General features: G+C 58.0%; 21 protein-coding genes. 9 read left to right on the forward strand and 12 right to left on the reverse strand.

Going from position 1 to position 25,418, the window contains the following annotated elements:
• Window positions 1–457: 457 nt before the first annotated feature.
• Both BMZ01_RS06750 and nagE read left to right on the forward strand, forming a co-directional pair.
• Window positions 458–1,381: a PRD domain-containing protein gene (locus BMZ01_RS06750; RefSeq protein WP_092285774.1), complete on the forward strand. Its 924-nt coding sequence runs from the start codon at window positions 458–460 to the stop codon at window positions 1,379–1,381.
• A gap of 18 nt (window positions 1,382–1,399) precedes the next feature.
• On the forward strand, window positions 1,400–3,016 hold the full coding sequence (gene nagE, locus BMZ01_RS06755; protein WP_092285776.1) for an N-acetylglucosamine-specific PTS transporter subunit IIBC: 1,617 nt from the start codon (window positions 1,400–1,402) through the stop codon (window positions 3,014–3,016).
• A gap of 288 nt (window positions 3,017–3,304) precedes the next feature.
• On the opposite strand, the gene BMZ01_RS06760 is transcribed toward nagE, so the two are convergent.
• From BMZ01_RS06760 to BMZ01_RS06780, 5 genes are all read right to left on the reverse strand, one after another.
• Entirely contained in the window at window positions 3,305–4,741 is a 1,437-nt protein-coding gene (locus BMZ01_RS06760) for a hypothetical protein (RefSeq protein ID WP_092285778.1), read from the reverse strand.
• Between the two features lie 241 nt (window positions 4,742–4,982).
• Complete coding sequence (locus tag BMZ01_RS06765; protein ID WP_092285780.1) at window positions 4,983–5,732, reverse strand: sugar isomerase domain-containing protein; 750 nt, start codon at window positions 5,730–5,732, stop codon at window positions 4,983–4,985.
• 60 nt (window positions 5,733–5,792) lie between these two features.
• Entirely contained in the window at window positions 5,793–7,127 is a 1,335-nt protein-coding gene (locus BMZ01_RS06770; protein ID WP_092285781.1) for a PTS ascorbate transporter subunit IIC, read from the reverse strand.
• A 172-nt stretch (window positions 7,128–7,299) separates the two neighbouring features.
• Window positions 7,300–7,584 (reverse strand): PTS sugar transporter subunit IIB, encoded by a 285-nt coding sequence (locus tag BMZ01_RS06775; RefSeq protein ID WP_177180098.1) that lies wholly within the window; start codon window positions 7,582–7,584, stop codon window positions 7,300–7,302.
• Window positions 7,585–7,694: 110 nt separating this feature from the next.
• Window positions 7,695–8,177 (reverse strand): PTS sugar transporter subunit IIA, encoded by a 483-nt coding sequence (locus BMZ01_RS06780; protein ID WP_092285785.1) that lies wholly within the window; start codon window positions 8,175–8,177, stop codon window positions 7,695–7,697.
• A 713-nt stretch (window positions 8,178–8,890) separates the two neighbouring features.
• Here BMZ01_RS06780 and BMZ01_RS06785 point away from each other — a divergent pair.
• From BMZ01_RS06785 to nagA, 5 genes are all read left to right on the forward strand, one after another.
• The gene (locus BMZ01_RS06785; RefSeq protein WP_177180099.1) at window positions 8,891–9,787 is read left to right on the forward strand and encodes an SIS domain-containing protein; all 897 of its coding nucleotides are present in this window, start codon (window positions 8,891–8,893) and stop codon (window positions 9,785–9,787) included.
• Between the two features lie 22 nt (window positions 9,788–9,809).
• Window positions 9,810–10,736 carry a 1-phosphofructokinase family hexose kinase gene (locus tag BMZ01_RS06790; protein ID WP_092285789.1) on the forward strand — a complete coding sequence of 309 codons (927 nt, stop codon included), beginning with the start codon at window positions 9,810–9,812 and terminating at the stop codon, window positions 10,734–10,736.
• Between the two features lie 67 nt (window positions 10,737–10,803).
• The gene (locus tag BMZ01_RS06795; RefSeq protein ID WP_092285791.1) at window positions 10,804–11,640 is read left to right on the forward strand and encodes a class II fructose-bisphosphate aldolase; all 837 of its coding nucleotides are present in this window, start codon (window positions 10,804–10,806) and stop codon (window positions 11,638–11,640) included.
• 243 nt (window positions 11,641–11,883) lie between these two features.
• Window positions 11,884–12,714 (forward strand): DeoR/GlpR family DNA-binding transcription regulator, encoded by an 831-nt coding sequence (locus BMZ01_RS06800; protein WP_092285793.1) that lies wholly within the window; start codon window positions 11,884–11,886, stop codon window positions 12,712–12,714.
• A 103-nt stretch (window positions 12,715–12,817) separates the two neighbouring features.
• A complete protein-coding gene (gene nagA / locus BMZ01_RS06805) occupies window positions 12,818–13,996 on the forward strand; it encodes an N-acetylglucosamine-6-phosphate deacetylase (RefSeq protein WP_092285795.1) in 1,179 nt (392 codons plus the stop codon).
• Window positions 13,997–14,171: 175 nt separating this feature from the next.
• Here the strand turns inward: nagA and BMZ01_RS06810 are convergent, their stop codons facing one another.
• The 4 genes from BMZ01_RS06810 to BMZ01_RS06825 all read right to left on the reverse strand — a co-directional run bounded on the left by BMZ01_RS06810 (window position 14,172) and on the right by BMZ01_RS06825 (window position 19,831).
• Window positions 14,172–15,020 carry an ABC transporter ATP-binding protein gene (locus BMZ01_RS06810; protein ID WP_092285797.1) on the reverse strand — a complete coding sequence of 283 codons (849 nt, stop codon included), beginning with the start codon at window positions 15,018–15,020 and terminating at the stop codon, window positions 14,172–14,174.
• Window positions 15,017–17,005, reverse strand: coding sequence for a dipeptide/oligopeptide/nickel ABC transporter permease/ATP-binding protein (locus tag BMZ01_RS06815; RefSeq protein WP_092285799.1), 1,989 nt, complete (start codon window positions 17,003–17,005; stop codon window positions 15,017–15,019). Before BMZ01_RS06815 ends, BMZ01_RS06810 begins: the two co-directional genes overlap by 4 nt.
• Window positions 17,005–17,970 carry an ABC transporter permease gene (locus BMZ01_RS06820; RefSeq protein WP_092285801.1) on the reverse strand — a complete coding sequence of 322 codons (966 nt, stop codon included), beginning with the start codon at window positions 17,968–17,970 and terminating at the stop codon, window positions 17,005–17,007. Before BMZ01_RS06820 ends, BMZ01_RS06815 begins: the two co-directional genes overlap by 1 nt.
• Before the next feature lie 232 nt (window positions 17,971–18,202).
• Window positions 18,203–19,831 (reverse strand): ABC transporter substrate-binding protein, encoded by a 1,629-nt coding sequence (locus tag BMZ01_RS06825; RefSeq protein WP_092285803.1) that lies wholly within the window; start codon window positions 19,829–19,831, stop codon window positions 18,203–18,205.
• Between the two features lie 481 nt (window positions 19,832–20,312).
• Between BMZ01_RS06825 and BMZ01_RS06830 the strand changes: the two genes are divergently transcribed.
• Window positions 20,313–21,164, forward strand: coding sequence for a FadR/GntR family transcriptional regulator (locus BMZ01_RS06830; protein WP_223845905.1), 852 nt, complete (start codon window positions 20,313–20,315; stop codon window positions 21,162–21,164).
• A gap of 81 nt (window positions 21,165–21,245) precedes the next feature.
• Here the strand turns inward: BMZ01_RS06830 and BMZ01_RS06835 are convergent, their stop codons facing one another.
• The 3 genes from BMZ01_RS06835 to BMZ01_RS06845 are packed head-to-tail and all read right to left on the reverse strand — an operon-like array spanning window position 21,246 to window position 23,974.
• On the reverse strand, window positions 21,246–21,968 hold the full coding sequence (locus tag BMZ01_RS06835) for a putative N-acetylmannosamine-6-phosphate 2-epimerase (protein ID WP_092285805.1): 723 nt from the start codon (window positions 21,966–21,968) through the stop codon (window positions 21,246–21,248).
• A gap of 24 nt (window positions 21,969–21,992) precedes the next feature.
• Entirely contained in the window at window positions 21,993–23,015 is a 1,023-nt protein-coding gene (locus BMZ01_RS06840) for an ROK family protein (protein WP_092285807.1), read from the reverse strand.
• On the reverse strand, window positions 23,012–23,974 hold the full coding sequence (locus BMZ01_RS06845; protein WP_092285809.1) for a dihydrodipicolinate synthase family protein: 963 nt from the start codon (window positions 23,972–23,974) through the stop codon (window positions 23,012–23,014). The genes BMZ01_RS06840 and BMZ01_RS06845 overlap by 4 nt, the downstream gene beginning before the upstream one ends.
• A 180-nt stretch (window positions 23,975–24,154) precedes the next feature.
• Between BMZ01_RS06845 and BMZ01_RS06850 the strand changes: the two genes are divergently transcribed.
• Window positions 24,155–25,354: an N-acetylglucosamine-6-phosphate deacetylase gene (locus BMZ01_RS06850; RefSeq protein ID WP_223845906.1), complete on the forward strand. Its 1,200-nt coding sequence runs from the start codon at window positions 24,155–24,157 to the stop codon at window positions 25,352–25,354.
• Window positions 25,355–25,418 lie beyond the last annotated feature (64 nt).

Below are 25,418 nucleotides of genomic sequence, written 5' to 3' on the forward strand. Positions count from 1 at the left end.
AAACGGGTGAGTTGATCCATTTCACTGTCTGTTCTTTGCTGCGTGCCCAACCTGGGGAAATCATGTGAACGTACCAGTATATCCTTCAAAGGGATGACTATTGGGGTGTGATGGGTCTTCCCCCAGTACCACCTAGGCAACTACAATTCGTAACTGTAGTTTTTGCCACCTGACATGCTGGGTGTCACTGATCCGATCAGGCATCACCGCGGTTATTGGGGCGAAAGCATCAACGCCGGCTGAGCTGAATTCTTTAGCAAGCAGGTGAAGCCTTTCGTATTCCCTCCGCACTACCCCCTAGATCTGAGATCACACTACACACGCCCCGAAACAAAACTCACGGGGAGATACAGGGGAAAAGGCACGGGGGAAAAGAAAGCTGATGTTTAACACATGCCCCATAGCTACCGCGCGGCACGTCACTTGATTGCTGGGAGGAGGGCGCACGCACCCCGCCATGACGAAGACCGTCCGCATCCTCCACATCCTCAACAACAATGCCGTATTGGTTAATGACCAAGGCCAAGAGCAAGTACTCGTGGGCCGTGGCATCGGCTTCAAGCGCCGCCCCGGCGACGAGATTCACCCCAGCTCCGGCGATGTCCAAGCCAGCTACCTGGAAATGAGCCCGGCGCGCGCACCCTTTTTAAAATCCATTTCCTCCATGGACCCCGTGGTGGTAGAAACCATCACCCAAGCAGTGGAATTAGCGGTGGATATTTTAGGGGAGCTCCACCCCTCGGTCTACCTGCTGCTCGCCGAACACCTCTCGGTGGCCATTCACCGCGTGACCCGCGGGGAACATATCCAGCACTCCTTGAGCGAAGAAATCCGCACCCTTTTCCCGCATGAAACTGCCGCAGCGGATCTGATTGTGCGCTTTATTAACTCCAATTTGCCGGATGTGGATCTGCCCATGGATGAAGCCGCCTATGTGGCTTTGCATCTCAACGCCGCACGCTCTGGTGGGGTGCCAGTAAAAGAACCTCTGGCCACAGCACATGCGGTGGCTACCGCGGCGAGTTTGATTCGGCATCATTTAGATCCCCATGAGGAACTTCCCGATGCTGGGTTGATGGCGGGGTTAACGCACCTGGTCAATCGCCTAGAACATGGTCGGCCGCGGGTTAATCACCTGGTTCATGCGGTGCGCCGCGATATTGGTTCTGAGTTTGAGCTGGCGGAGAAAGTCATTCGCGGGATTATTCAGGACTTGGATAAACAAAGGCTGCGCACCAAGGAGGGCTGGTCACGTGCGGCACACCAGCACCCGCGCCCGCGTAGTCCGGATGAAAAAACCCTTGGAAAGTGGGTCTCGGAGAGCGCCTATCTAGCGGTGTTCTTGCATTCTTGGCGTAATAACAACGAACTTCAGTCTTAGTAGAAAGGACCACGAACCATGAATAATCGGTTTGTGTCTAGCCTGCAAAGCCTCGGTAAGGCTTTGATGGGCGCAGTGGCCGTGTTGCCTGTGGCGGCGTTGCTCATGGGTATCGGCTATTGGATCGACCCCACCGGCTGGGGCGAGAATAGTATCGCTGCGGCGGTGCTCATTAAATCCGGTGCGGCGGTGCTGGATAACTTAGGGTGGATCTTCGCGGTGGCCATTGCTCATGGTCTCGCGAAGGGCTCTAATGGTGCTGCGGCGCTGTCGGGCTTCTTAGGTTATGCCACGGTGGTGAACCTGATTGGGCCGAAGACCGTCGCCGGCTATCGCGGCATTGATATTGATGCCCTAGAAGGCGATGCTGCCTTGCAGTGGGCTGCCCAAGGTTGGGACGCCATTAATGATAAGAACGTGCTGGTTGGCATCTTGGTCGGTATTTTGGCGGCCTGGGTGTATAACCGTTTCCACACCACCCGCCTGCCAGACTTCCTGGCCTTCTTCTCTGGGCGTCGCCTGGTGCCGATTCTCACCGCGATTCTTTCTATCGTGCTGGCCGGCATCCTCTATATTGTGTGGCCGCTGCTCTACAATGGTCTTTTCAACTTCGGCGAAGCCATCCAATCCATGGGTGCTGTGGGCGCCGGCATTTATGGCGTGATTAACCGCCTGCTCATCCCCACTGGTTTGCACCACGCCCTGAACTCCATCTTCTGGTTCGATGTGATTGGTATTAATGACATCGGCAAGTTCATCCAGGGTCCCGAAACTCTGGAGCTGGCACAGGCCGCTACTTCTGCTGCTACCTGCCCCGGTGTGTGGGATGGCAGCGCTTGTACTGTGGTCGGCGAAGTGGGCCGCTACCAGGCTGGGTTCTTCCCGGTCATGATGTTCGGTCTGCCCGGTGCCGCGCTGGCTATCTACCTGCGCGCTGAGTCTTCCCGCAAGAAGGCGGTGGGCTCCTTGATGCTTGCTGGTGCCCTGGCTTCTTTCTTCACCGGTGTGACCGAGCCGCTGGAGTTCGCCTTCATGTTCGTCGCCCCGCTGCTGTATGTGGTGCACGCACTTCTGACCGGTATCTCCCTGGCCATTGCCGCTGCCTTCCACTGGACCGCTGGCTTCGGCTTCTCCGCTGGTTTGGTGGATATGCTGCTTTCTGCCCGCAACCCGCTGGCTAACCAGTGGTGGATGCTGCTGATCATGGGCCTGATCTACTTCGGTGTCTACTTCGGCATCTTCTACCTGCTGATCGGCAAGCTGAACCTCAACACCCCTGGTCGCGGCGAAGAAATGCTGGATGACCCCACCGCTGATCCGGAAGCCCCGCGCGCTGCCGCTGGTACCGCGGGTTCCGAGAGCTCCCAGACCGCCGCGCAGATCATCGCTGGTTTGGGCGGTGCCGAAAATATCGAGGCCATCGATTATTGCGCCACCCGCCTGCGCGTGACCACACGCGGCAATGACAAGGTCAATGAAGCCCAAATCAAGCGCGCTAATGTTGCCGGCGTGATTCGCCCCTCCGGCAATACGGTGCAGGTGATTGTGGGCCCCCAAGTCCAATTCGTCTACGACGAGATCGCCGCGCAACTTGAGGGCACTGCTGCTGCCCTGCACGGCGAACAAGCTGAGTAAACTCACGCTTCAGACCCGCACCTTTGGGTGCGGGTCTTTTGCTTTCCCCGAGACCCTGGAGTGAGGCAGGGCAGGATCGTAACTGCCTGAAAGAACAAAACTATGCCGCGCCTTAAAAGCACAAACATCGCCTTCGTAAGAAGACGGTGCCTATACCGTTTTAGCCCGAGAGGGAGGGGAGCGTAGTGCAGCGCGGCCGCGACGTGGGGCCGGTTGCTCTCACACACTCAACCGCGCCGCAGTGCGAACTACCTGGCACTACGCGCCCCTAGCTTGTTAAAAGGGCTCCTAGTTATCCGGGGTGAAGAAGCGGATATTATCCACCGTTGCGGACCCCGCATAGTAATTGATGTGCGGGATGCCGATCACGAAGTTATCTGGATAGGCAGAGCCTGCCGGCCACATTTCCTTCTCGAAGGAACCATAGGGGCCTTCGAAGCTCAGGGTGCTATTGAACTGGCCGTCGTAGGCCTCCGGGGTCTGGTTATAGTGCCAGATCGGGCGGCCATCTTCACCAACGAACGGGCGCTCATAGCGGTATGTTTGCTGCCCAACATGACGGAAGTTACCGCTCATTTCTTGGACATAACCGGTAGCGGTACGCTCAATGGCGAAGGTGTAGGTCTCATTGGGCATCAGCTCTGGCTGCAACTCCACCGCAGAAACGATGGTGCTTCCCTTGGTGTCGCCGTACTGCACACCGCATTCGGTGGGCATGACGAACTCGTTGTAGGCAAAGCCCGGATCGCGCCACTTGGATCCATCGAAGAAGATCTCATTGACACCATTGCCATTACCTTCGGAATAAGGCTTGATTGTGCCATCGGCGGGGTTGCACACCTTATAGGAACGGTTCCACGGCGCATCCACGGAATACACATCCATGCCGACCTTGCGGTGTGAGTGGATGAAAATATTATTGTGCGGTGCCGGGTGCGCATAGTCCATGATGGACAGCAGGTAATAGCCATTTTCGGTGGTGGTATCACCCCACGTTTCCCCGCAGGGATCCGTCTTATCCTTGCCATCATCTTCTAAGGCTTGACGCTTCCAGGGGAAGTTCGTCTTGCACTCAGTATCCGTGGGCGGGGTGTGTCCATTCTTCTTGCCGTCATACTCCCAGGACCCATTGCGCATGCCACCGAAGTCCAAGGTCTTCAGTTCATACTCAACGCGGTATTGATCCGGCAAGGGATTAGTGGAGGTGAGGATCAGGCCGCCATCCTGGGGAACTTCCAGGCGGGCTTCACCATTTTCGGTGATCAATTGCGGCGGGTTTTCCGGCACACCATCTTTGGCGTAGTCGCGGGCCGCAAACTCAGCAGTAAGCCAGCCGCCCTCACCAATGCGGGCTTGCTTGCGCAGCAGGTTGAAGGAACCTAGCGCATCCCGGAAGTAGTCAGCACCATTGATGGTGAAGAACTCGCCATCATCGTCGAATTCATCGACATGCCAGGGGCTATTATCGCCATGCGGATCAACCTGCCAGGCGAATTGATCCATATCTAGTGGGGTGTTGAAGTTTTCCTCATGGACTAGCTGCCAGCCTTCGCGCAGTGGGGGTTCCGGGGTGACCGGGGCGTGGTGGCTGCCGCTGCTGCTGCCAAAGGGGTTGGAGGAAAAGAGTGAACCAAGGTCAGATGATTGAGCGTGCGCGGTGATCGGGAAACACAAAGCTGTGATACCGATGATCGCCGCGGTTTGCTTCAGCGGACGATGCTTCATGATTGAAAGTGCAACTCCTTTTCACACGTTTCAAGGGGGAAAGGGGGTCTGAGTGCGTGAGAGGTGTAGGGACAACCCCCACGCCCCCACGCGAGTGACCGCCTAAATGGAGAACCGGCTGTGCAGAAAGGTTGTCCCGGAACCTAGCCCCTTTAAAAGCTTGCGAATCGCTTGGTAGGGGCTAGGCGGTTTGTTCTCTATTGTTGGCGTACCCCTCGCGCGCGGGTGCAGGGGAAGATTCTTAGTTCATGTAGAAGATGCGATCAGCGTTCTCCGCCATATGCTTGGCATTCCACTCTGCGCCACCATCAAGGTTGGCGGCCAAGAACACCGGGGCAGAGAAGCCCTTATCCAGCAGCTTCTCAATGATCGCGGCGGAGAGGCTGTGCAGAATCGCGGTGGAGGTGACACCAGAAGCGGGGGTGAACTTCTGCGGGATGCCTTCCAAAGAAAGCACCGCATCACCAGGATCGACCTTGTTGTCCAAGATGACATCCGCATGGTCGAGCAGCTTGGTTCCATCTGGGACCCGCGAATCCACGGCGTTGGTGTACTTGTAGGAGGTCAAAGCCACCACGAAGATACCCGCTTCCTTGGCGCAGCGAGCGAGTTCCACCGGCACCGCATTGCGGCCGGAGACACTCACGCAGATGAGCACATCGCCTTCCTTGAGCGGGGAGTTACGGAACAGTACCTCGCCGTAACCAGGCATTTGTTCCATTTGGGAGCCCAAGGTGGTGGGGCGGGTAGTCAGTGCTTCAATACCGGGGCCGTAGACGGGATTGATCAGCATCAGCCCACCAGCGCGGTAGACAATGTCTTGGACGGGGAGGGAGGAGTGGGAGGCGCCGAAGGCGAAGATCCGGCCGCCAGCGATAACCTTATCCGCGATGGTTGCTGCAGCTTCTTCGATCTTCGGCAGCTCTTCTTCGCGGACCTTGGCCAAAAGGGCAGTGATCTCGTCGATGTAGTGATTGAGCAGATCAGACATGGTGAAACAGGCGTCCTAACTGAGTTTGAGGTGTGGGTGGGGAGGTCGAAGAGGGGTGGCTTAGCGTCCGAAGAGGCTGCCGACCGCGTCGACGATGATGCCGGGCACGATGGCGTCCGGGACGGTGAAGCCGAGGCCTTCTGCGCCGAAAGCGCTGAGGTCACCGAAGACCTGCATGTGGAAGGCGTAGGAAATGAGGATCCAGCCGAGGAAGCCCCAGAGGAAACCGCCGATCCAGGCGGCCAAGCGACCACCAGTGGAGTTGGCGAAGATAGCGGCAGTACCGGAGGCAAAGAAGGCAACGATCATGGAGGGGATCGGGACCGGCCAGCCAAGGGCCACGCACAGTGCCATACCGGCGATTTGTCCGATCAGACCGGAGATCAAACCAACCAGCAGAGCATTCGGGGCGAAGGCAAAGAGGACGGGCACGTCCAGGGCAGGGATGGCGTTGGGGATGACCTTCTGGGAGATACCTTCGAAGGCCGGTACGATTTCGCCGATGAGCATGCGCACACCGTAGAGCAGGATGAGCATACCGGCCGTGAATTGCAGGGCCATCAGCAGCGCGAAGACCACCCAGTTCTGGCCATCGGAGATGCCGCCAGCATCAGCAGCGGCCTGGAATTGATCCACGCCACCAGCGATCACCGCAGCAATAGCGGACAGCAGGGAGACCACGGTCATCACCAAGAAGGTGGAGACTGCGACATCGCGGAAGAAGGAGAGCTTTTCCGGCATCTTCACATCTTCGGTGGACTTTTCCTTATTGCCCACCACCATGCCGATATAGCCGGCAAGGACGTTCAGCAGGGTCTGGCCGTGAGCGAAACCAACATCGTCACCGCCGGTAATGCGGCGGACGAAGGGCTGCGCCAGGGCTGGGGCCAGGGTGTAGTAGGCACCAACCAGCAAGGATGCGGTGATGACCGTGACGACCGGGCTAAACCCAAGGGAGTGCATCAAGATCGTGAAGGCACCTGCGTGCACCCAGATCATGTGGCCGGTCAAATACACATAGTGGAAGGGGGTTACCCGAGAAAGGAAGAGGTGGAAGAGGTAACCGAAGAGCATGGTCAAGCCGATTTCAGAACCAATGGTTCCGACACCGGAGGACTGCACTGCGGAAACAACAGCCTCATCGAAGGTCACGAAGGTGGTGATATTCGAGGTGGGGAAGGCCATCTCAAACATCGCCTGAATAGGCGCGAGGCCTTCAACGAGTACGCCAGCACCGCCACCAATGATGAGCAGTGAGAGCGCCGTTTTCACCGTGCCGGTGACAACATCACCAGCGGGTTTTTTCTGGACGAGCAGACCCAAAAGAGCGATGGCGGCGACAATGATCGCCGGTATTTGGACCAGCTCAACGAGGAATGCAAGGAAGCTATTCATTGTGCTGTGGCACCGATCCTGTGATTAAAGGGAAAGGGGTGGAAGAAATGGGAATGAGCATTAGCTGTTGTGTGCGTGCCCCTCCCCTGGGGCCCCGCACGAGGAGGAAAGAAGGGGAGAAACAGGGCCCCTGGGGCGTGCACACCTTAGGGCGGCGTCGTGAGCGGAGTTCTTACTTGTTTTGGAACTCTTCGACAGCTGCCATGACCTTGGTCTTGATTTCGTCTTTGTTGATGAGGTTGTCGATCAACACGACGATCGCCTTGGTTCCGGCAACGTTATTGGCCATTCCGGTAGTGGTAACGACAATGTCCGAGGGCTGGGATTTAAAGGACCCGAGGTCAATGGCTTGAACCTGTGCATCGACGCCTTCGTTCTTTAACAAGGTACGAATCTGGCTGGCGAGCATCATGGAGGTGCCGAGGCCCATTCCACAGACGGTGGCAATCGAGATCATGGTGAACATCCTTTTCTTCTTTCCCGCTTAGTGGCGGGCAAAGAGTGTGAGAGAGGGAAGGGGATGAAGTTATGTACTCCGCTTCCAAGGGGAAAACGGGGTGCGGGGCTTTAGTGCGGTTGGAGTCCTTCGAAGTCGCCTTCGGCGTCATCACCATCAGCGGCATTATCGAAGATTGCAGCCAATTCTTTATCCGTTGTGGCAGCCCGGATCTTGGCTATGAGTTCCTCATCGGACAAGGTGGCGGCTAAGGCCTGAATCATCTTCATGTGGCCTTTGTTATCGCCAGCGGCGAAAGAAATGAGGGTGTCGACCGGGTCGTTAGCTTCACTGCCGAACTCCACCGGAGCGGACAAGGTAACCACGGCAGTGCCGGGGCGCTTCACACCAGCAGTGGACTTGGCGTGTGGCATGGCAAGCCCGGGCATGAGCACCATGTAGGGTCCGAATTCTTTGACGCCATTGATCATGGCGTCGGCATATTCCTGGGTGGCGATGCCAGCTTCTTCATAGAGGCTGCCGACAATGCGGATGGCCTCTTCCCAATCGGCGGCTTCGCGCCGGGCGGCTACGCAGTCGGGGTGGAATTTCATGATGTGCTCACTGTCCTTTGAAGAGGGAGTGTTCTGCGGATCGAGGTCTGCTTAGAGACCTCGATCGCCTTAGCTCTATATCAATCACTTTCGATCACCATGGTCTGGCAGTCAATGATTGATTACTGATTATTCGGCACCTGCTTCCTCGATTATGGTGGTTGAAAAAGCTAATTGGCGCCTAATTCTCAGGGTTCTTCGCGCTATTTGATTGGCTAGACCTCATATTACTGATCCAAAGTGATTGATACAAGAGCGAGTGCTCAATTTACTCACGAGCGCCCATATGGCCTTACCCCCGCGAAGTTAGTGGCTGACCAGGTGGGCGGGTGAGGGGTTCTGGACTGAAAATAAGGTATTTGACCTGCGCATTAGATATTTTTGTGTAGTTGGGGAAATTTTTTTAGACAGTGACGCGCCCCATGATTGTGTGAAAATTTCTCAACCCTCACTACCCCCGAGTGTGAGATATGACTGCTTCTTTGACTGGTGACTAGACATACAAACAATCATTTGCAATCATTGAAGGTGCTCGAAGGTGATGCTTCAACCGTGGGGAACCACGCATCACACACCCTCTAGGTCCCCACCACCGAACCCCTAGCACTCAAGCACCGCGCCGCCTGGGCGGAAGCGCAGTACTGAAGCGGAAGAGCACTAGGGAAAACAGAACACTTGGCCGCCCCTCGTTCTTTAAGGAGACACAGCACATCATGAGCACTGCTTATGGCGCACACATGGAAGAAGAACTCCTCAGTCAACCGGAGGTGTGGCAACGCGCACTCGATATGGAAAAGGAACGCGAGGTTTTGCCCAAGAAGGGCGAACGCGCCGTCGTCGTTGGCTGCGGAACCTCCTGGTTCATGTCCCAGGCCTACGCTGCCATGCGCGAAAGTGCCGGCCTGGGCCTTACCGATGCCTACACCGCCACCGAAGCCCGCATCGACCGCGACTATGACGTCTTGGTAGCCATCACCCGTTCCGGCACCACCTCCGAAATCGTTGACCTCTTAAAGAAGGTCAAGGGCCGCATGCGCACCGTCGTGCTCTTGGGCGACCAAAACACCATCTGCGCGGAATTAGCTGATGACGTAGTCAACCTGGAATTCGCCGATGAGAAGTCCGTGGTCCAAACCCGCTTCGCCAGCACGGCCTTGACCTTCCTACGCGCCTCCGTACACGAGCGCGAGGTCATCGAAGCCTCCATCGCGCAGGCCCGCGAAGTTATCGAAGCCGAACTCGATGAGTCGCTGGTCAACTGCGAGCAGTACTCCTTCCTCGGCACCGACTGGCGCCTCGGTATCGCCACCGAAGCTGCCCTGAAGATGCGCGAAGCCTGCCAGGCCTGGACCGAGTCCTACTCCTCTATGGAATACCGCCACGGCCCTATCGCCATTGCCGCTGAAGGCCGCGTGGTGTGGAACTTCGGCCCACTGCCAGAAGGACTCGACAAGCAGGTCGAAGCAACCGGTGCACGCCTGGTCAACGACGACCTCGACCCCATGGCCGACTTGGTGCGCGCACACCGCATTGCGCTGGCCACTGCCCGCGCCCGGGACCTGAACCCCGACCAACCGCGCAACCTCACCCGCTCCGTGGTCCTGAAATAGAAGAAAGGACAACATCCCCACAATGAGTGCCCTGATTGCGGTGACCCCCAACCCCGCACGGGACGTCACCATCACCCTCGACAAGCTCATCCCAGAAGCAACTCACCGCATTGATGCTGCTCGCCGCGTATTCGGCGGCAAGGGGGTGAATGTGGCGCGCGTAGCCGCCAGCCAAGGCTACGCAGCATTCATGGCGGGGCCAGTGCGCACTAGTGACCACCCACAGCTAGCCGACCTGGGCAATCCAGAGTTCCTCCACAATGCACTCAGCGACACCCCAGTGCCCCTGCGCGAAACCTTCGCTATCCACACCACCGCGAACAATGAAACCGTCATCATCAATGAACGCGGCCAGGAACACCCCGCGAAGGTGTGGGAAGACCTCGCCCAACAGATCCGCAGCATCGCCGAAGCGGAACCCGGATCCGTCTTAAGCATCTCCGGGTCCTGGCCCCCCGGCACCGAAGCAGACACCCTGCGCTTGCTGATCGCCGCAGCCCGTAAAGCGAATATCAGCGAGGTCATCGTGGACTGCGCCGGCCCGCTCCTACTAGAAGCTTGCCGCCTTGGGGCAGTAGTCAAACCCAATGTTGCCGAACTAGCCGAAACCACTGGCGACAACGACCTCCTCAACGGCGCCCGCCGCCTCCTTGCTGAAGGTGCCCGCATGGTGGTTGTGTCCCAAGGTCCCGATGGGGTTGTCCTCATCGACGAAGACCACCACCTGCACGCCAAACTCCCCACGCCGCTACGCGGTAACCCCACCGGCGCTGGTGATGCCATGGTCGCCGCCTTGGCATGTGGGTTCCTTGATCAACTCCCGGCGAAAGACACGCTCACCCGCGCCGTGGCCTGGTCGGCGGCCGCGGTGCTGGTGGATGTTGCCGGCGCCATTGATGCATCTTGGCCCGAACTCCACGAAGACGTCGTCCTAGAAAACCGCAGCTAGCGACACCCAACACCTTGTCTTCAAACCCCCAACTTTCTCTGCGTCACGAAGGAGAACCCTCGCAGCCATGACCAGAACCAGCAGCCTTGATATTGTGCACGACGCCGCCTCCCGCAACGTAGGCGCAGCAGCCTTCAATGTCATCCACCTCGAAACCGCCGAAGCCCTGGTAGCCGCAGCTGAACGTGCCGGCAAGCCACTGATCCTCCAACTGAGCCACAATTGCGTGCGCTACCACAACGACCAACTCGAACCCATCGCCAAAGCGATGCTCGCCCTGGCCGATAACACCGATGCACAGATCGCCGTGCACCTGGACCACTGCGAATCCGTCGAACTCGCCAAAGCCGCCATTGACCTGGGATGCAATTCGGTCATGTATGACGGCTCCACCCTGGCAGTACCAGAAAATATTGCCAATACCCGCGAAGTAGTGGAATATGCCCACACCCGCGGCGCCACAGTGGAAGCAGAACTCGGTGAGATTGGCGGCAAAGGTGCCCACACCCCAGGTGTGCGCACGGATCCCGAAGAAGCACGCCAATTCGTTGTTGACACCGGGGTAGACCTCCTGGCCGTTGCTGTTGGTAGCGAACACGCCATGCAATCACGCACTGCCAGCTTGGACCTGGAGCTCATTGGGAAACTCAAGGAAGCCGCCGGAGTGCCGCTGGTACTCCACGGATCCTCCGGTGTTCCGGATGCAGAAATCCAACGCGGTATCGCCGCGGGGATGACGAAGATTAATGTATCGACTCACCTCAACGGGTTCTTCACCCGCGCTATCCGCGAGTATCTGGCAGAAAACCCGGAAGTCACTGATTCCCGTAAATACATCAGGGCAGGCCGCGAGGCCTTGTCTCAGGAAGCAGAGCGACTCATCGGCGTTTTCAGCGCTGTGTAGGATGAATAAACGGATTGTCTAGTCGTGAGATCATCTGATTCCAGATTCTGGAAAAAATCATCATTGCTGGCCACGGCGATTTCTTTCCTCGTTGAAAGCACGCAGGGAAGGACGCTGCGAGTTGTATAAATAACGGGCGGCCCTACTATCGATATAGCGGGGTTTCCCGGGTAGGACACCCCAACACCCAACGGAACAGATGCGCCGCCCAGCCCGGTAGCGCAGTAGAAGGAGCACATCGTGATGCGCAGTGAACGGCTGAATGTCATCGCCGAAATGCTCGCCGTTGAAGGCTCCGTGTCCGTGGAACAACTGGTAGAAGAACTAACCATCTCGCCAGCTACTGCTCGTCGCGACTTAGACGCACTAGAGGAACAGGGAGTAGCCCGACGTACCCGCGGTGGGGCTTTACGCGCCACCCCGGTGTACGACGCCGCACCAAAATTGCGTTCCACTGAACAAGCCGCAGAAAAGAACCTCATTGCCCGGCATTGCCTGAGCTACCTTTATCCCGGCATCGTTGTGGGGCTTTCCGGTGGTTCCACCGTGGGAACCCTTGCCGGAGCCATTGCCACCTGGGCTAGCGAACAACAACAGGTGGATGCACACCCCAGCCAACCGATGGTCACCGTGGTGACCAACGCTGTGGATATTGCCTATGCCCTGGCCAATGCGGTGAATATGAAGATCGTGTTGATCGGCGGAGTGCTCAATGGCACCTCCTATGAACTCACCGGACCATTTACCCAAGCCATTTTGAACCAACTGAGCATTGATGTGGCCTTCTTAGGGGCTAATGGCATTGATGAAAATGGGCCCGGCACTGTTGATGAGTTCGAAGCCTCTACCAACCGACTCATGTCCACCCGCGCCGATAAAACGATTATCGTCGCTGATCACACCAAGTTTGGTCGCCGATCATTTTCCACTCTCGGCGGCGTAGAAACAGTTGACGCTATTGTCACCGACTCTGGCGTAGATAAACAGTGGCGAGACACCGTCACCCGCCGCGGCTACACCGTCATTAGCGTCGACGCCGAAGGACACACCGCTCACACCGGCGAGCGGAAATAACACTGAAAAGGAAGATATCCACGCAGGGCGTGCCCAGCTGCACGCTCTGCTCTGAGACATCTATTCCTTAACTCAAATGTCGAAAGGCATGGTTGTCACCAACATGACTAAGACACCCACCGCAACCATCATCACCAACGCCACCCTCTATAACGGCAATATCGGCGGAGTACAGCGCGACGCCGCCCTCCGTTTCGAAGGAAACCGTATTACGCATGTAGGCAATGTTGCCGAAGCAGATACGTGGCCCAAAGAAAACACAGAAATTATCGACGCCCAAGGCGCTCCGGTGGTACCCGGCTATATCGACGTCCACCACCACGGCGGTGGCGGCGTTGCCTATGACGATGGCCCGGAAGCAGCACTAAAGGCACTGGCTGAGCATGCTCAGCATGGCACCACACGCTGCGTGCTTTCCTTCGTCACCGATTCTCTAGACATTATGGAAAAGCGCCTGCATGAGGCAGCTGAATTGGTACGCAACAACCCCCGCGTACTCGGTCTGCACCCAGAGGGCCCCTTCTTAGATGTGGGGCATAAAGGTGCACACCCGGAAAAGGAACTCAAAGACCCCACGCCGGAAAATGTGCAGCGCCTGATTGATGCCGGTGAAGGCACCGTGGTGCAAATGACCCTCGCCCCAGAAAAGAAGGGCGGTTTGGAATCAGTAGAACTTTTGGCCAAACAAGGTGTGGTGGCCGCGGTTGGGCATACTAGCTGCGACTATGAGACCGCACGGGAAGCCTTTAATCGTGGCGCAACCCAATTAACGCACGCCTTTAATGGCATGAATGGGATCCACCACCGCGCCCCAGGCCCCGTCATCGCCTCCTTGAGGGATGAACGGGTGTGGCTGGAAATCATTAATGATGGCATTCACGTACACCCGCAGGTAGTGCGTTCGCTCTTTGTGGAAGCACCAGAGCGCGTGGTGTTGGTAACTGATGCCATGTCTGCCACCTGTAACCCGGATGGCCACTACATGCTGGGCCAACTAGAAGTAGTGGTAAAAGACGGGGTTGCCCGCCTAGCTGAGGGTGATTCTTTGGCTGGTTCCACGCTGACCATGGATAGAGCAGTGGCTAATGCGGTGCACCAGGTAGGTGTGGATCTATCGACTGCTATCGCGGCCGCAACTTCCCATGCTGCCCGCTGCATTGGCATGGATAAGGACTATGGCTATCTGGCGGTGGATTATCCCGCGGATGTGTTGATCTTGGATGAAGATACCTTGCTGCCGCACCGTATCTTCGCTGATGGTGAGGAGGTCACCGCGGCATAAGAATTTTCCCGCAACCGAGGTGAGATAAAGCTCTACTCGCGCCTTAAAAAGAAGAAGGCGCGGTAGAGCTTTATTTTTGGGGGCAGCAGATAATTCTTGCTTGCGGAAGCGGCGGGTCTCGGGGAAAGCAAAATCCTGGCGACCGCGTTGCGGAGGCCAGGATCTTGGGTGGGGTTTAACCCTCAAGTAGGGAGGGAGTGGCCGCCAGCAGGGTGCGGGTGTAGTCTTGCTCGGCGTGGGTGAAGAGTTCCTCGGTAGGTTTTTCTTCAATAATTTCGCCCTTGAGCATCACCGAGATGCGATCGGACACATAACGCACCGTGTTGATGTCATGGGAGATGAACACCAAGCCCAAGCCGAACTCTTTTTTGAGGTCCAGCAGCAAGTTGAGCACCTGCGCGCGGACGGAGACGTCGAGGGCGGAGGTGGGCTCATCAGCAATAATGAGGTCCGGACCGAGGGTGAGTGCACGCGCAATGGCCACGCGTTGGCGTTGACCGCCGGAGATTTCCCGCGGCAGCACTTGGAGTGCGGACTGCGGGAGACCAACCAGTGAAATGAGTTCGCGGACGCGGCGTTCGCGGGCCTCGGCGTTCTCGCCCCAACCGTGAACCTTCAGGGGGTCGAGGAGCTGATCATGCACGCTCATGCGCGGGTTGAGGGAGGTGGCGGGGTCCTGGAAGACCACGGAGACCGCCTCGCCAAGCGCCTTGCGTTGGGCGCCGCGGTTTTTGAGCGGTGCGCCTTTGAAGAAGACCTCGCCACTGGTGGGTTTTTGGAGCCCCACCATGACGCGCGCGAGAGTGGATTTACCGCAGCCGGATTCACCCACAATGCCGTGGACATCATCGCGGTACGCGGTGAAGTTGATATCGCGGTTGGCGTGCACCGTGTCTGGTTTAAACAGCGAACCAGTGCGGGTTTTGTGGATGACATTCACGCCGCGCAATTCCACCACCGGGACGTCTACGGCCGCGTTGGTTGGAGTGCTTGGGTTGTTTGGGTTGGTTGCCGGAGTTGTCATTTCTTTTCTCCGATCTCTTTGAGCAGCGCATCGGTGGCCGCATAGGAGTGCGTAGTGCCTTCGATATGGCGCATGATGGGTCGTTCATCCGCGCCGACCATGAAGTGTTGGGAACGCGGGGCGAAGCGATCACCAGTAACGAATTCACGCGGACTGGGCACTGTGCCGGGCACCTGGTAGAGGCGATCTGCCCCAGCCTCAATGGAGAGCACCGAACCGAGCAGGCCACGGGTGTATTCATGGCGGGGATCGGTAAGCAGCTCGCGGGTGGAGGCTTGTTCGACCACCTGGCCGGCGTACATGACGGTGATGCGGTGCACGAGGCGGGCCACGAGTGCGAGGTCGTGGGAAACGAAGATCATGGCGAAGCCCAGCTTGTCACGCAATTCCGTGAGCAGATCAATGACCTGCTTTTGGACGGTGACATCCAGGGCGGTGGTGGGCTCATCCGCGATGAGTAGCCGCGGATTGCGGGTAAGCGCCATGGCGATGAGCACGCGCTGGCGTTGACCACCGGAAAGCTCATGCGGGTAGCTTTGCAGCGTGCGTACCGGATCCAGGCCAACGAGTTCGAGGAGCTCCTCGGCGCTGCGTTTACCACCGCGGCGGGTGAGCTGCTTCATCTGCGAGCGAATGAGCATGGAGGGGTTCAGCGCGGAAAGAGCGTCTTGGTAGATCATGGCGATGTCATGACCGCGCAGCGCATTATGTTCCTCGGGGCTGAGCTCTAGGAGGTTTTTGCCGTCATAGATGATCTCGCCTTCGATCTTGGCGCTCGGTGGCAGCAGCCCCATGATGGACATGGCGGTAATGGATTTACCGCAACCGGATTCACCGACCAGGCCAAGGGTTTCACCCGGGGCAACGGAGAAAGACACATTATCGACAATGCGGACATCACCGTGGGCTTCGGGGAAGGAAATGGAGAGGTTTTTGACCTCAATAAGTGGGGTGGGATCACCGGTGAACTTTTGGCGATAATCGCCGGCAACTTCATGTTCCCGCAAGGTGACTAGTGAGTGATCCAAGGTGGCCTGGGCTTCTTCGGCAGAAAGCACACCTAGCGCGCCGCCGGTATCGACTTCGGCATTGCGGTGATCATCAACTGGTTTGGCGCTGGAGCGTTTTGCTGGGGCAGCCAAAGCGTCGGTGAGGCCTTCAGAAAGGATATTGAGGCAGAGCACCGTAATGAGGATCATCAGACCCGGGAAGAAGGTAGGCCACCAAATGCCGCTTAGCAGAAGCTGTTTACCATCAGCCAGGATATTGCCCCAGGAAGGCTCCGGGGGTTTCACACCAGCGGAGATGAAGGACAGTGAGGCCTCAAAGACAATGGCATCGGCAACCAAGACGGTGGCGAACACCGCGATGGGGGCGATGCAGTTGCGGGCGACTTGTTTGATGAGGATATAGGCGGTGGATGCGCCCATGACCCGGGAGGCAGAGACATAGTCTTCGCCGAATTGTCCGAGCACATTGGCACGCACCACGCGGGAAAGCTGTGGGATGTACAGGAAGCCAATGGCAAAGACCAAGACTGGAAGCGAGTTGCCGAAAACGGCGACGAAGACTGCGGCCAGGGCGATGCCGGGGAAGGACATGATGACATCTAGGATGCGCATCAACACTTCGGATACGGCCTTACCGCCAGTAGCGGCAATGGAACCTAGCACCGCGGCGGCAAGCAGTGCCGCACCGGTGGCACAAAGACCAATGACCAGTGAGTAGCGGGCACCGTAGACCACGCGGGAGAAAATATCGCGGCCAATGGCATCGGTGCCGAAGAGGTGTTCACTACTAGGTGGTTGGACTGGTACCCCGGATTGCAGTGGGGAGTAGGGGGAAATAAGTGGGGCGAAGATCGCGGCGAGCACCACGATGGCGATGACGCCGAGCGCAATTTTGGAGGCCAGCGGGAGGGCTTTGAGTCCGTGGAAGCGCCCGCCGGCACGGTTTTCTAGTTTCTCGGTGAGGTTGCGTCTCATCAGATGCTCCTGATCCGCGGGTTGACCAGCACGTAGAGCATGTCGACCGCGATATTCACGATGATGAAGGCGATGGCGACGGTCAGGGTGACACCTTGGACGAGGAAGACGTCATTGCGTTGGACGCCATCCAAGATGAGTTGACCCATCGCCTGGATATTGAAGATGATCTCGATGATCACCGCGCCACCCATGAGGTAGCCAACGCGAAGACCAAGCACAGTAATGGGGGTGATCAGTGCATTGCGCAACACATTGCGGGAAATGACTTCGCGTTTGGGGATACCTGCACCAATGGCGGTACGCACGTAGTCTTTATCGAGCTCTTCGACCATGGCGGTGCGCACCACGCGGGCTAGGGAACCAGCCACCGGCACACCTAGAGCGAAGGCGGGAAGGGCAATGTTATTGAAGTAGACCGCGGGGTTTTCTGAGAGCGGCACCCAGTGCGCAACCAACGCGGGGAACGCCCACCAGCCCCCGGGGACGGTACCTAACCACTGGATCAGCAAGATAGCTAACCAGAAGGAAGGGGTAGCCAGAGCGGCGATGGAGATAACGCGGATGAGCTGGTCGGGCCAGCGGTCGCGGTAGAGGGCGGCGATAACGCCGAGCACCACGGCAAGCACTACCGCGATGAGCAGCCCCCAGAAGGTGAGTTGGAGGGTAATGGGGAATGCTTTGGCGACCGCTTCTGTGACCGGGGTATTACCCGAGGTGGTTCCTAGGTCACCGTGGATCATGCCGCCGAGGAAACGAACGTAGCGGACCAACAGCGGATCATCGAGGCCATTGGCTTCGCGATAAGCCTGGAGGGCTTCTGGTGAGGCGGATTCACCAAGGGCTAAGCGGGCCGGGTCCGCTGGGCTGAAGGACATGATGAAGAAGACCAAGAAAGTCACGCCAAGAATCATGATGGGCAAGGCGATGAGTCTCCGGCCGATCAGTCTCAGGAGATTGGACATGGGCTGCCTTTTCCTTAATTAAAGAAAGGGGCGAAAACGAATGAAGAATAAGTTCTAGTAAATAACAAAAGCGGCGCTACGAGAGGGGAGCTTCATCAAGGGGCGTATGCGGGAAGGTCCGTACGCGAAGCACCCCCGCGCGCGCCGCGAGTTGGGTATGTGGGTTAGCTATTTCGGTGGGTGTGTGGCCCCAAATTTTTTTAGGGCCACACACCGCAGAGTGGTTGACGTCTTAGGACAGGGTGGTGCCCACGTCGACGAAGGACAGACCGGTCAGCGAGATCGGCTCGAAATCGATGAGAGTCTTGGCATCCCAAGCCGAAGGCGTCTTGCGGTGGAAGAGCGGGTACAGCGGAACATTGCGGGAAATCGCATCGAAGGTGCGGTTCCAATTGTCCTGCTGGCTGGTGGCATCGGTGGCCTTCAGGCCAGCATCCAAGAGCTCTTGGACCTCCTCATAGGAGTCCTGTCCCTTCCAGTGCATACGGGTCTCGGTCCAGGTATCGCCGCCATACCACCAGCGCATCAGCAGGTCCGGGTCATTGCCGAAGACGGAAGGATCACCGGGGGCGATGACAACGTCATAGGCTTCGGGCTTGCCGTCGATGGTGTTGTAGACATCGGAGGATTTACGCTCGGTGAAGTCCACGTCGATGCCGATGGCGCCCAGCGATTCTTGGATCAAGGGGGTGCACTTACGGACCCAGTCATGGTCGGTGCACAGCATCCGCAGCTTCTTCAAACCGGTTTGGCCGAAGAGCTCCTTGGCTTTGGCTTCATCGTGGGTATAGACCACTTCAGCCTTGTGGTAGTTCGGGTGTGATTCCTGCAAGAAACTAGTAGCCGGGGAGGCTTGGCCAGAAAGCCCAGTTTCCACGACCTTGTCGATATCCACCGCGTAGAGGAAGGCTTGGCGGTTGCGGACATCATTGAAGGGGTTGCCGGGATCGCAGTTGAACATGGCGAAGAGCAAGCCGAAGCCCTGGATGGAATCCACAGTGTTGGTGGCCTTGAGCTGATCGATATTCAGGTAAGGCACCGAGTCGATGGCTTGGGTTTGGCCGGACTGCAGGGAGTTGATGCGGGTGGAGGAATCCGGAATGATTTGCCATTCCATAGTCTTAGCGCGGGCCGGCTTGGGGCCGGTGTAGTCCTCGAAGCGCTCGAATTTCACGGTCTTGGAGGAACCACCGTTATCGGTCATCTTCCAGGGGCCGGTACCGACCGGGTTGGCATCAAAGCCCTTGGGGTTGGCTTCCACCGCGGCCTTGGGCACTACTTTGACGGCGGAGAGACGGTCAGCGAAGACACCCACCGGGTAGGAGAGTTTGAAGGTGACGGTGTCATCATCCTTTTTCTCAACCTTGTCGATAAAGGGGATGAAGGACGCGTAGAGCGATTTATTAGCGGGGTCGAGAACACGCTCGAAGGAGTAGATGACATCCTCCACGGTGACTTTTTCACCATTGTGGAAGGTGGCATCCTTGCGGAGCTTCACATCAATCTCAGTGCCTTCGGACTTCGGTAGTTCCGCAGCCAAAGCGGCGTAGGTTTTGCCGCTGGCGGGATCCATTTCTGTCAGGCCTTCAAGGGTGTGCCAGTTAGCCGCAATGGTCAGTGCCGAGGTGGTGGTCATCGGGTCATAGCCATTGGTGCCAAGCTCATAGGAGATGGCGGCTTTGATGCTGCCGTCTTTATTTTCCGAACCGGCTGCGGCGCCCGAACCGCTTTCGGTGGAGCCGCCTGTTTTATTGGGATTATCCGGGGCGCAAGCGGCGACCGCTGCGCTGAGTCCAGCAGCACCGGCGATGACACCGGTTAAGCGCAGGAATTGGCGTCGGGAAACAGATCCGAGGCTCATGGGGGTTCTCCTCTATGTGAGTGTGAAAATGCAGCGTGTGAGGGGAAAGGGGGGCGTGTGGTGAGGACTAGGCCTAGGGTGAGCAGTAGTGCGCGCCACACTGGTGGCGTGCGTAGGGCACGCGCGCACGCTATTGGGTTGTGATCCCAGCATAACTGAGACGTCTGATGTCTGACAGCACTGGTTTTTTCGAAGTTGTGAGCACGACCATAAGATGACCATAATTGGGCTAAATAAAGATAGCTCTATCTCTTTGACTAGCCTGACCCATTCTGGTTAGGGAAGTGTCAGTAAAACCGCGTTCGCGCTGGCTTGATGCTCAGAATATGGATGGGGATAAGGTGCGCTTTTTGGGAAGCTACCTGACCTTTTGTACTCAAGGTGGTTTAGGCTCGGGGATAGTAATCGAAAGATCTGTTCGCCCGCTTGGCTCCTTTTCCGACTCGCCTTTCCTCTCGCAGCTACCCAGGAGAAGCTCCTTATGTCCCTCGCTCCGCTTCCCCCCGAAAAGGGGAAAACAGTCTCGGATGCGCTGGAATCCGACTCCCTTGCGCGTCCGCCGCTGCCTGTTGACGCCCTCTTCCCCTCCCGGCTACCCGGTGAGATGGGAAGCTCTGCTGCTGGCCGCGCCGCCGAAGGAATCATTGATTTTATTCGCCGCCAAAAACTCGAATCCGGTGATTGTTTACCTAGTGAACCGGAATTATGTGAGCAGTTAGAGTGCTCGCGATCCTCGCTAAGAGAAGCAGTGCGCACCCTGGGCAGTTTGGACATTGTGGAAGTACGCCATGGCCATGGCACCTTTGTGGGGAAAATGTCGCTGGACCCCTTGGTGCAAGGGTTGGTGCTGCGCATTAGTTTGAGCGTGGAACGCTCGCTGAATGGGTTGCTGGAAGTCATGGAGATGCGCGAAGCCATTGATCAGATGGTGGCATCAGCTTTGATGGAAGGCTGGCGAGACATGGACTTTAGCCGGCTAGAAGCCCTGGTGCATCAGATGGATCGCAAGTACCGCGCCGGGGAATCCTTTGCCGATGAGGACCGGGCCTTCCACCGCGAGCTTTTATCGGTGGTGGATAACGAGCTGATGCGGGAATTATCGGATGCCTTTTGGCAGGTGCATATGGCGGTATTGCCGCTGCTAGGTATTGGCTACCCAGAAGATATTCAGCTGACTATTGATTCTCATGCCGGTATTTTGCGAGCTGTGGCCGCTGAGGATTTAGAGGCCTATCGCAAGGTGGTGAGCATGCACTATGAGCCACTGCGGCGAGTAGTAGGCCGCAGGCTGCATGGTGAATCCCCGCACTATCCCCCGAATTCTCGCTATTAAGGCGCGGCATACCCCGAGCCCCTGCGCAGGTGCAGCTTGTGTGGTTGCGCGCACCCCAGGGGGCTCGGGAAAGCTAAATAATTACTTCAAAGCGGCAGCGAAATGCTGGGCGACCCAGCCTGGGTCGGTGATTGCGGTGCCAACAATGATGGCGTCGGCGCCGGCTTTAAGGCCGAGCGGGAGCTGTGCGGGCTCGTGGAAACGGCCCTCGCCGATGAGGAAAGCATCGGGGCCGACCAGGGCGCGGGCATCGCGGATGCAGTCGAGATCCGGGCCTTCAGTCTTGGGGCGATCCGGGGTGTAGCCAGCTAGCGTGGTGGAGAGGATATCCGCGCCGGCTTCATGCGCGCGCTGGGCGTCCTCGGGGGTACCGCAGTCCGCCATGATGAGGATGCCGGCCTGATGGGCCTCTTCTACCAGGTCAGCGAAGGTGGAGCCATCGGGGCGGGGGCGATCGGTGGCGTCCGCGCAGACCACCGCGGCACCAGCTTCAGCGACCGCGCGGATGGAGGCGCGGGTGGGGGTGATGTAGACGCCTTCGGAACCTTCCTTTGTAAGCCCAAAGACGGGGACGTCGACAGCCTCGGCGATGGCGGCGATATCGGTGACACCACCATAGCCACCGCAGCGAATAGCGGGGGTGCCGGTATCTACGCAGGCCTTAGCGGCGCAGGTAAGCGCGGTGGTGTTGCGCATGGCGTGGCCATCGGCGGCTTGGGAGGAAACAATGAGTTTTCCGCGCACCAAGTCGATGATTTCTTGGCGGCGTTCGGGGAGGGATTCACTGGCGAAGTGGAAACTCATAAAGGGAGCTCCTTTCTGCGAAAACTACTGAGAATTATCGCGCGCGTATTGGGCGGCGGCGATGAGCGGCGCGTGGGCGCCGAGACGGCTAGGAACAAGTGGAATGTTCTTATTGGGGGTTAAAGCGGCATCTTCAAGACCGTGGGCGATGGGGTCGATAATGCGGGTGCCGATGTGGCTTACCCCGCCGCCGAGCACAATGCCACTGAGATCCAGGGCGGAGGCTAGCGCCCCGAGGGTGCGGCCAAGCCCGCGGAGATTGCCCTCAATAATGCGTTTGGCTAGAGCATCGCCGGCGTCATAGCGATCCATGACTTCCGGGAGGCTAATGGGGCACTCGTTCGGGTCTGACCAGGGGATGCGGCCGCGGTGGGTGGGGTCTGCGGCAAGGGTGGCGTAGTAGCGGGCAAGCGATGGTCCGGAGGCAATATTTTCTACGCGATCAGCCATGCCGCGACAATCCGCGCACACTAATTCCGAAACCTCACCGGCTGAACCGGTGGGGCCGACAGCGAGTTGACCGCCGGGCACGATGAAGGCGCCACCCACCCCGGTGCCTAAGGAAAGGTAGAGGAGGCGGGCGTGGTCGGGGAAATCTTTGCCGGCACCGAGGTGGTGTTCCCCATAGGCCCAGATACGGACATCATTGTGGCAGGCCACGGGTGCGTTGGTGTAGCGATGGACGATACCGCTGAGGTCGGTGCCAGCCCAGCCGGGGATGGTGCCGCCGTTGTAGATAATTTCCCCACCCGGAGCGCGCACCACACCGGGAGCACCAATACCGACGCGGGCAGGTTGGGCTTTTTTTAGGGCCTGGCGGATGGCGAGATCAACTTGGTCGGCGATGAGTACGCCGGGTGGTTGGCTGGGGACGGTGCCTTGGTGGCGGATGGTGGTGGGGTGGGCATCATCAATGAAGCCATAGGCGATTTTGGTGCCGCCAATATCGAGGGCCAGGGTGCAGGCACCCTTGGTGCCGGAGGCGCCCTGTGAGGCTTTGGCGCCCTGTGGGGCTTGTTGGCCTTCTGGGTCTTCTGCGTTGCTCATGGCTCGCGGACCTGTGCTTCATCAACGATCTGGGCAATCAACGCCAGCTCTTGATCATTCAGCGGCTGATGCGGCGGGGCCATAACACCAGCGGGGAAGACCCCAAGGTGTACTAACGCGGCCTTGAAGCCACCCAAACCAGCAGAGGAACCACCCATGCGGGCCGGGTCGCCAATAGTGGCGATGCGGAAGAGCTTATTGATCTTGGTTTGAAGCTTAGCTGCGGCTTCGAAATCGCGTTGGACAAGCAGGTTGTGTAATTCCACATAGGACACCGGATCCACATTGCCTAAACCAGGAACCACACCATCCACCCCGGCAAGATAAGCCAAGTCCACGGTCATCTCGGAGCCGGTGAGCACGGTGAAGTCATCAAGGCCGCGTTCATTGCGGGCCTCCACCACCGCGCGGGTATAGCCATCGACACCGCCGGAATCTTTAATGCCGGCGATAACACCATCAGCGGCGAGCTCCATCAAGGTATCGACCGCAAGCGGGACGTGCACGCTCACCGGGATGTTATACGCGAAAAGCGGTAACTCTGGTGCGGCCGCATGGATGCGGCGGAAATGCTCGGTGATTTCTTTGGGGTGCGTGCGCACATAAAAAGGTGCAGTAGCTACCAGGCCATCGACGCCGGCTTCGACTGCGTCGCCTACCAGTTGGAGGACCCGTGGGGTGGCGGTGTCGATGACACCGGCGATGACGGGGACTTCACCTTTGGCTTCGGCAACAACGCTTTCGATGACTTCGCGGCGTTGTTCGCGGGTGAGGAACACCGCTTCCGCAGAGGACCCGAGGGCGAAAAGTGCATGCACGCCAGCGTCGATCAGGCGGCGGGCTTGTGTGCGTAGCGCCGCGTGGTCGATGGTGGGCAAACTGGTGAGGTCCTCGGGGTGATCAGCGGCGGTGAAGGGGGTGAGGACGGGCGGGACGACGCCGGTGAAGGTCTTAGACATAAGCGGTGCGCACTCTTTCTAGAAACTCGATGAGGGCGGGAGGTGGAAGGTGTGAAGAGAGAAGAAAAGATTATTTTCTGCGTTGAGCTGCAGGTGGGTTTTTAAGCAATAAAAACTCTGACATCAGACATCTTACGTCTTTGTGTACGAGGGGATAGGATGGCTAGCGAGAGGAGAGATATGAGCCAAACTCTCGAAGTGCAGACCATCGAAGCACGAGTCATTAACGCCCATGAGGACCTGGGACATTGCCGGGTCAGCATTGAAGGCGACACCATCACCGCCGTTGAACCTATTACTAGCACCGCTGGTGCCGATGGCGCCTCGTCCCCATCTGGGGCAGAGACGTTGCCAATCATGGTTCCCGGCTTCATCGACTTACACAACCACGGCGGAAATAAAGGCGCGTTTCCCACCGGCAGTGAAGAAGACTGCCGCCGCGCCGCGCTTTTCCACCGCAACCATGGCAGCACCACGCTATATGCCAGCACTGTGTCCGGTAATGCGGAAGAACTCACCCGCCAAGTCCGCATTTTGGCGCCCTTGGTGGACGAAGGCCTGATTGCCGGTATTCACCTCGAAGGGCCCTTTGTTAATCCCTGTAAATGCGGTGCCCAAAATCCTGATCGCATTACCTCAGGTGATCCACAACTTTTCCGAGAGATCATTAAAGCTAGCGGCAATACCGTGCGCTCTATGACCTTCGCCCCGGAAACCGCGCACGTGCAAGAGATCATTGATATCTGTGCCGAAGAAAATGTGTTGGTCTCCCTGGGGCATACTGATGGTGATTATGAAACCACCCTCGCGGCGATTGAGTACGCGGCGAAAGCTGGTGCCACCGTCACCGCCACGCATCTTTTCAATGCGATGCCGCCGATCCACCACCGCGCCCCCGGTGCTGCTGGTGCGCTGATCGTCCAAGCTGCCGAAGGCAACTGCTACCTGGAGCTCATCGGCGATAATGTGCACCTGCATCCAGGCACCGTAGATATGGTGGCCCGCGCGTTACCGAATGCGGTGTTTGCTGTTACTGACGCCATGGAAGCTGCCGGTATTGAAGATGGCAAATACATTCTGGGTGCTTTGGATGTGGTGGTGAAAGATGGTGTTGCGCGCCTAGCCACCAAGGATGGTTCCGAAGGTGCGCTTGCTGGCGGTACCTCCACCTTGGCGGATCAATTCCGCATCTATGCCCAGCGCCACCCAGAGGATCTTCCTGCCGCGGTGCGTTTTACTTCCACCAATGCTGCGCGCGTGATCCAAAAGAGCGATACTCTCGGCGATATCGCACCCGGTTATCGTGCTGACCTTGTGCTTATGGATCGAGACCTCAAGCCCAGCCGCATTTTCGTGGCCGGCCAGGAACAAGCTCGCTAGCAAAGCCCAAGCAAGTAAAGACCCCGAAGCTTGCTTGAACTTTCAACCTCGCACACCCACAGAA

It is taken from the genome of Corynebacterium spheniscorum, assembly GCF_900113445.1.
Taxonomy (GTDB): domain Bacteria; phylum Actinomycetota; class Actinomycetes; order Mycobacteriales; family Mycobacteriaceae; genus Corynebacterium; species Corynebacterium spheniscorum.

Excerpts from the sequence above, each read along its gene's own strand:
- nagA (WP_092285795.1), top strand. The coding sequence starts at position 12,818 with ATGACTAAGACACCCACCGCAACCATCATCACCAACGCCACCCTCTAT.
- BMZ01_RS06750 (WP_092285774.1), top strand. The coding sequence starts at position 458 with ATGACGAAGACCGTCCGCATCCTCCACATCCTCAACAACAATGCCGTA.
- BMZ01_RS06765 (WP_092285780.1), bottom strand. The coding sequence starts at position 5,732 with ATGTCTGATCTGCTCAATCACTACATCGACGAGATCACTGCCCTTTTG.
- BMZ01_RS06830 (WP_223845905.1), top strand. The coding sequence starts at position 20,313 with ATGTCCCTCGCTCCGCTTCCCCCCGAAAAGGGGAAAACAGTCTCGGAT.
- BMZ01_RS06785 (WP_177180099.1), top strand. The coding sequence starts at position 8,891 with ATGAGCACTGCTTATGGCGCACACATGGAAGAAGAACTCCTCAGTCAA.
- BMZ01_RS06770 (WP_092285781.1), bottom strand. The coding sequence starts at position 7,127 with ATGAATAGCTTCCTTGCATTCCTCGTTGAGCTGGTCCAAATACCGGCG.
- BMZ01_RS06820 (WP_092285801.1), bottom strand. The coding sequence starts at position 17,970 with ATGTCCAATCTCCTGAGACTGATCGGCCGGAGACTCATCGCCTTGCCC.
- BMZ01_RS06790 (WP_092285789.1), top strand. The coding sequence starts at position 9,810 with ATGAGTGCCCTGATTGCGGTGACCCCCAACCCCGCACGGGACGTCACC.
- BMZ01_RS06840 (WP_092285807.1), bottom strand. The coding sequence starts at position 23,015 with ATGAGCAACGCAGAAGACCCAGAAGGCCAACAAGCCCCACAGGGCGCC.
- BMZ01_RS06815 (WP_092285799.1), bottom strand. The coding sequence starts at position 17,005 with ATGAGACGCAACCTCACCGAGAAACTAGAAAACCGTGCCGGCGGGCGC.
- BMZ01_RS06780 (WP_092285785.1), bottom strand. The coding sequence starts at position 8,177 with ATGAAATTCCACCCCGACTGCGTAGCCGCCCGGCGCGAAGCCGCCGAT.
- BMZ01_RS06825 (WP_092285803.1), bottom strand. The coding sequence starts at position 19,831 with ATGAGCCTCGGATCTGTTTCCCGACGCCAATTCCTGCGCTTAACCGGT.
- BMZ01_RS06800 (WP_092285793.1), top strand. The coding sequence starts at position 11,884 with ATGCGCAGTGAACGGCTGAATGTCATCGCCGAAATGCTCGCCGTTGAA.
- BMZ01_RS06775 (WP_177180098.1), bottom strand. The coding sequence starts at position 7,584 with ATGATCTCGATTGCCACCGTCTGTGGAATGGGCCTCGGCACCTCCATG.
- BMZ01_RS06810 (WP_092285797.1), bottom strand. The coding sequence starts at position 15,020 with ATGACAACTCCGGCAACCAACCCAAACAACCCAAGCACTCCAACCAAC.
- BMZ01_RS06835 (WP_092285805.1), bottom strand. The coding sequence starts at position 21,968 with ATGAGTTTCCACTTCGCCAGTGAATCCCTCCCCGAACGCCGCCAAGAA.
- BMZ01_RS06795 (WP_092285791.1), top strand. The coding sequence starts at position 10,804 with ATGACCAGAACCAGCAGCCTTGATATTGTGCACGACGCCGCCTCCCGC.
- BMZ01_RS06760 (WP_092285778.1), bottom strand. The coding sequence starts at position 4,741 with ATGAAGCATCGTCCGCTGAAGCAAACCGCGGCGATCATCGGTATCACA.
- nagE (WP_092285776.1), top strand. The coding sequence starts at position 1,400 with ATGAATAATCGGTTTGTGTCTAGCCTGCAAAGCCTCGGTAAGGCTTTG.
- BMZ01_RS06850 (WP_223845906.1), top strand. The coding sequence starts at position 24,155 with ATGAGCCAAACTCTCGAAGTGCAGACCATCGAAGCACGAGTCATTAAC.
- BMZ01_RS06845 (WP_092285809.1), bottom strand. The coding sequence starts at position 23,974 with ATGTCTAAGACCTTCACCGGCGTCGTCCCGCCCGTCCTCACCCCCTTC.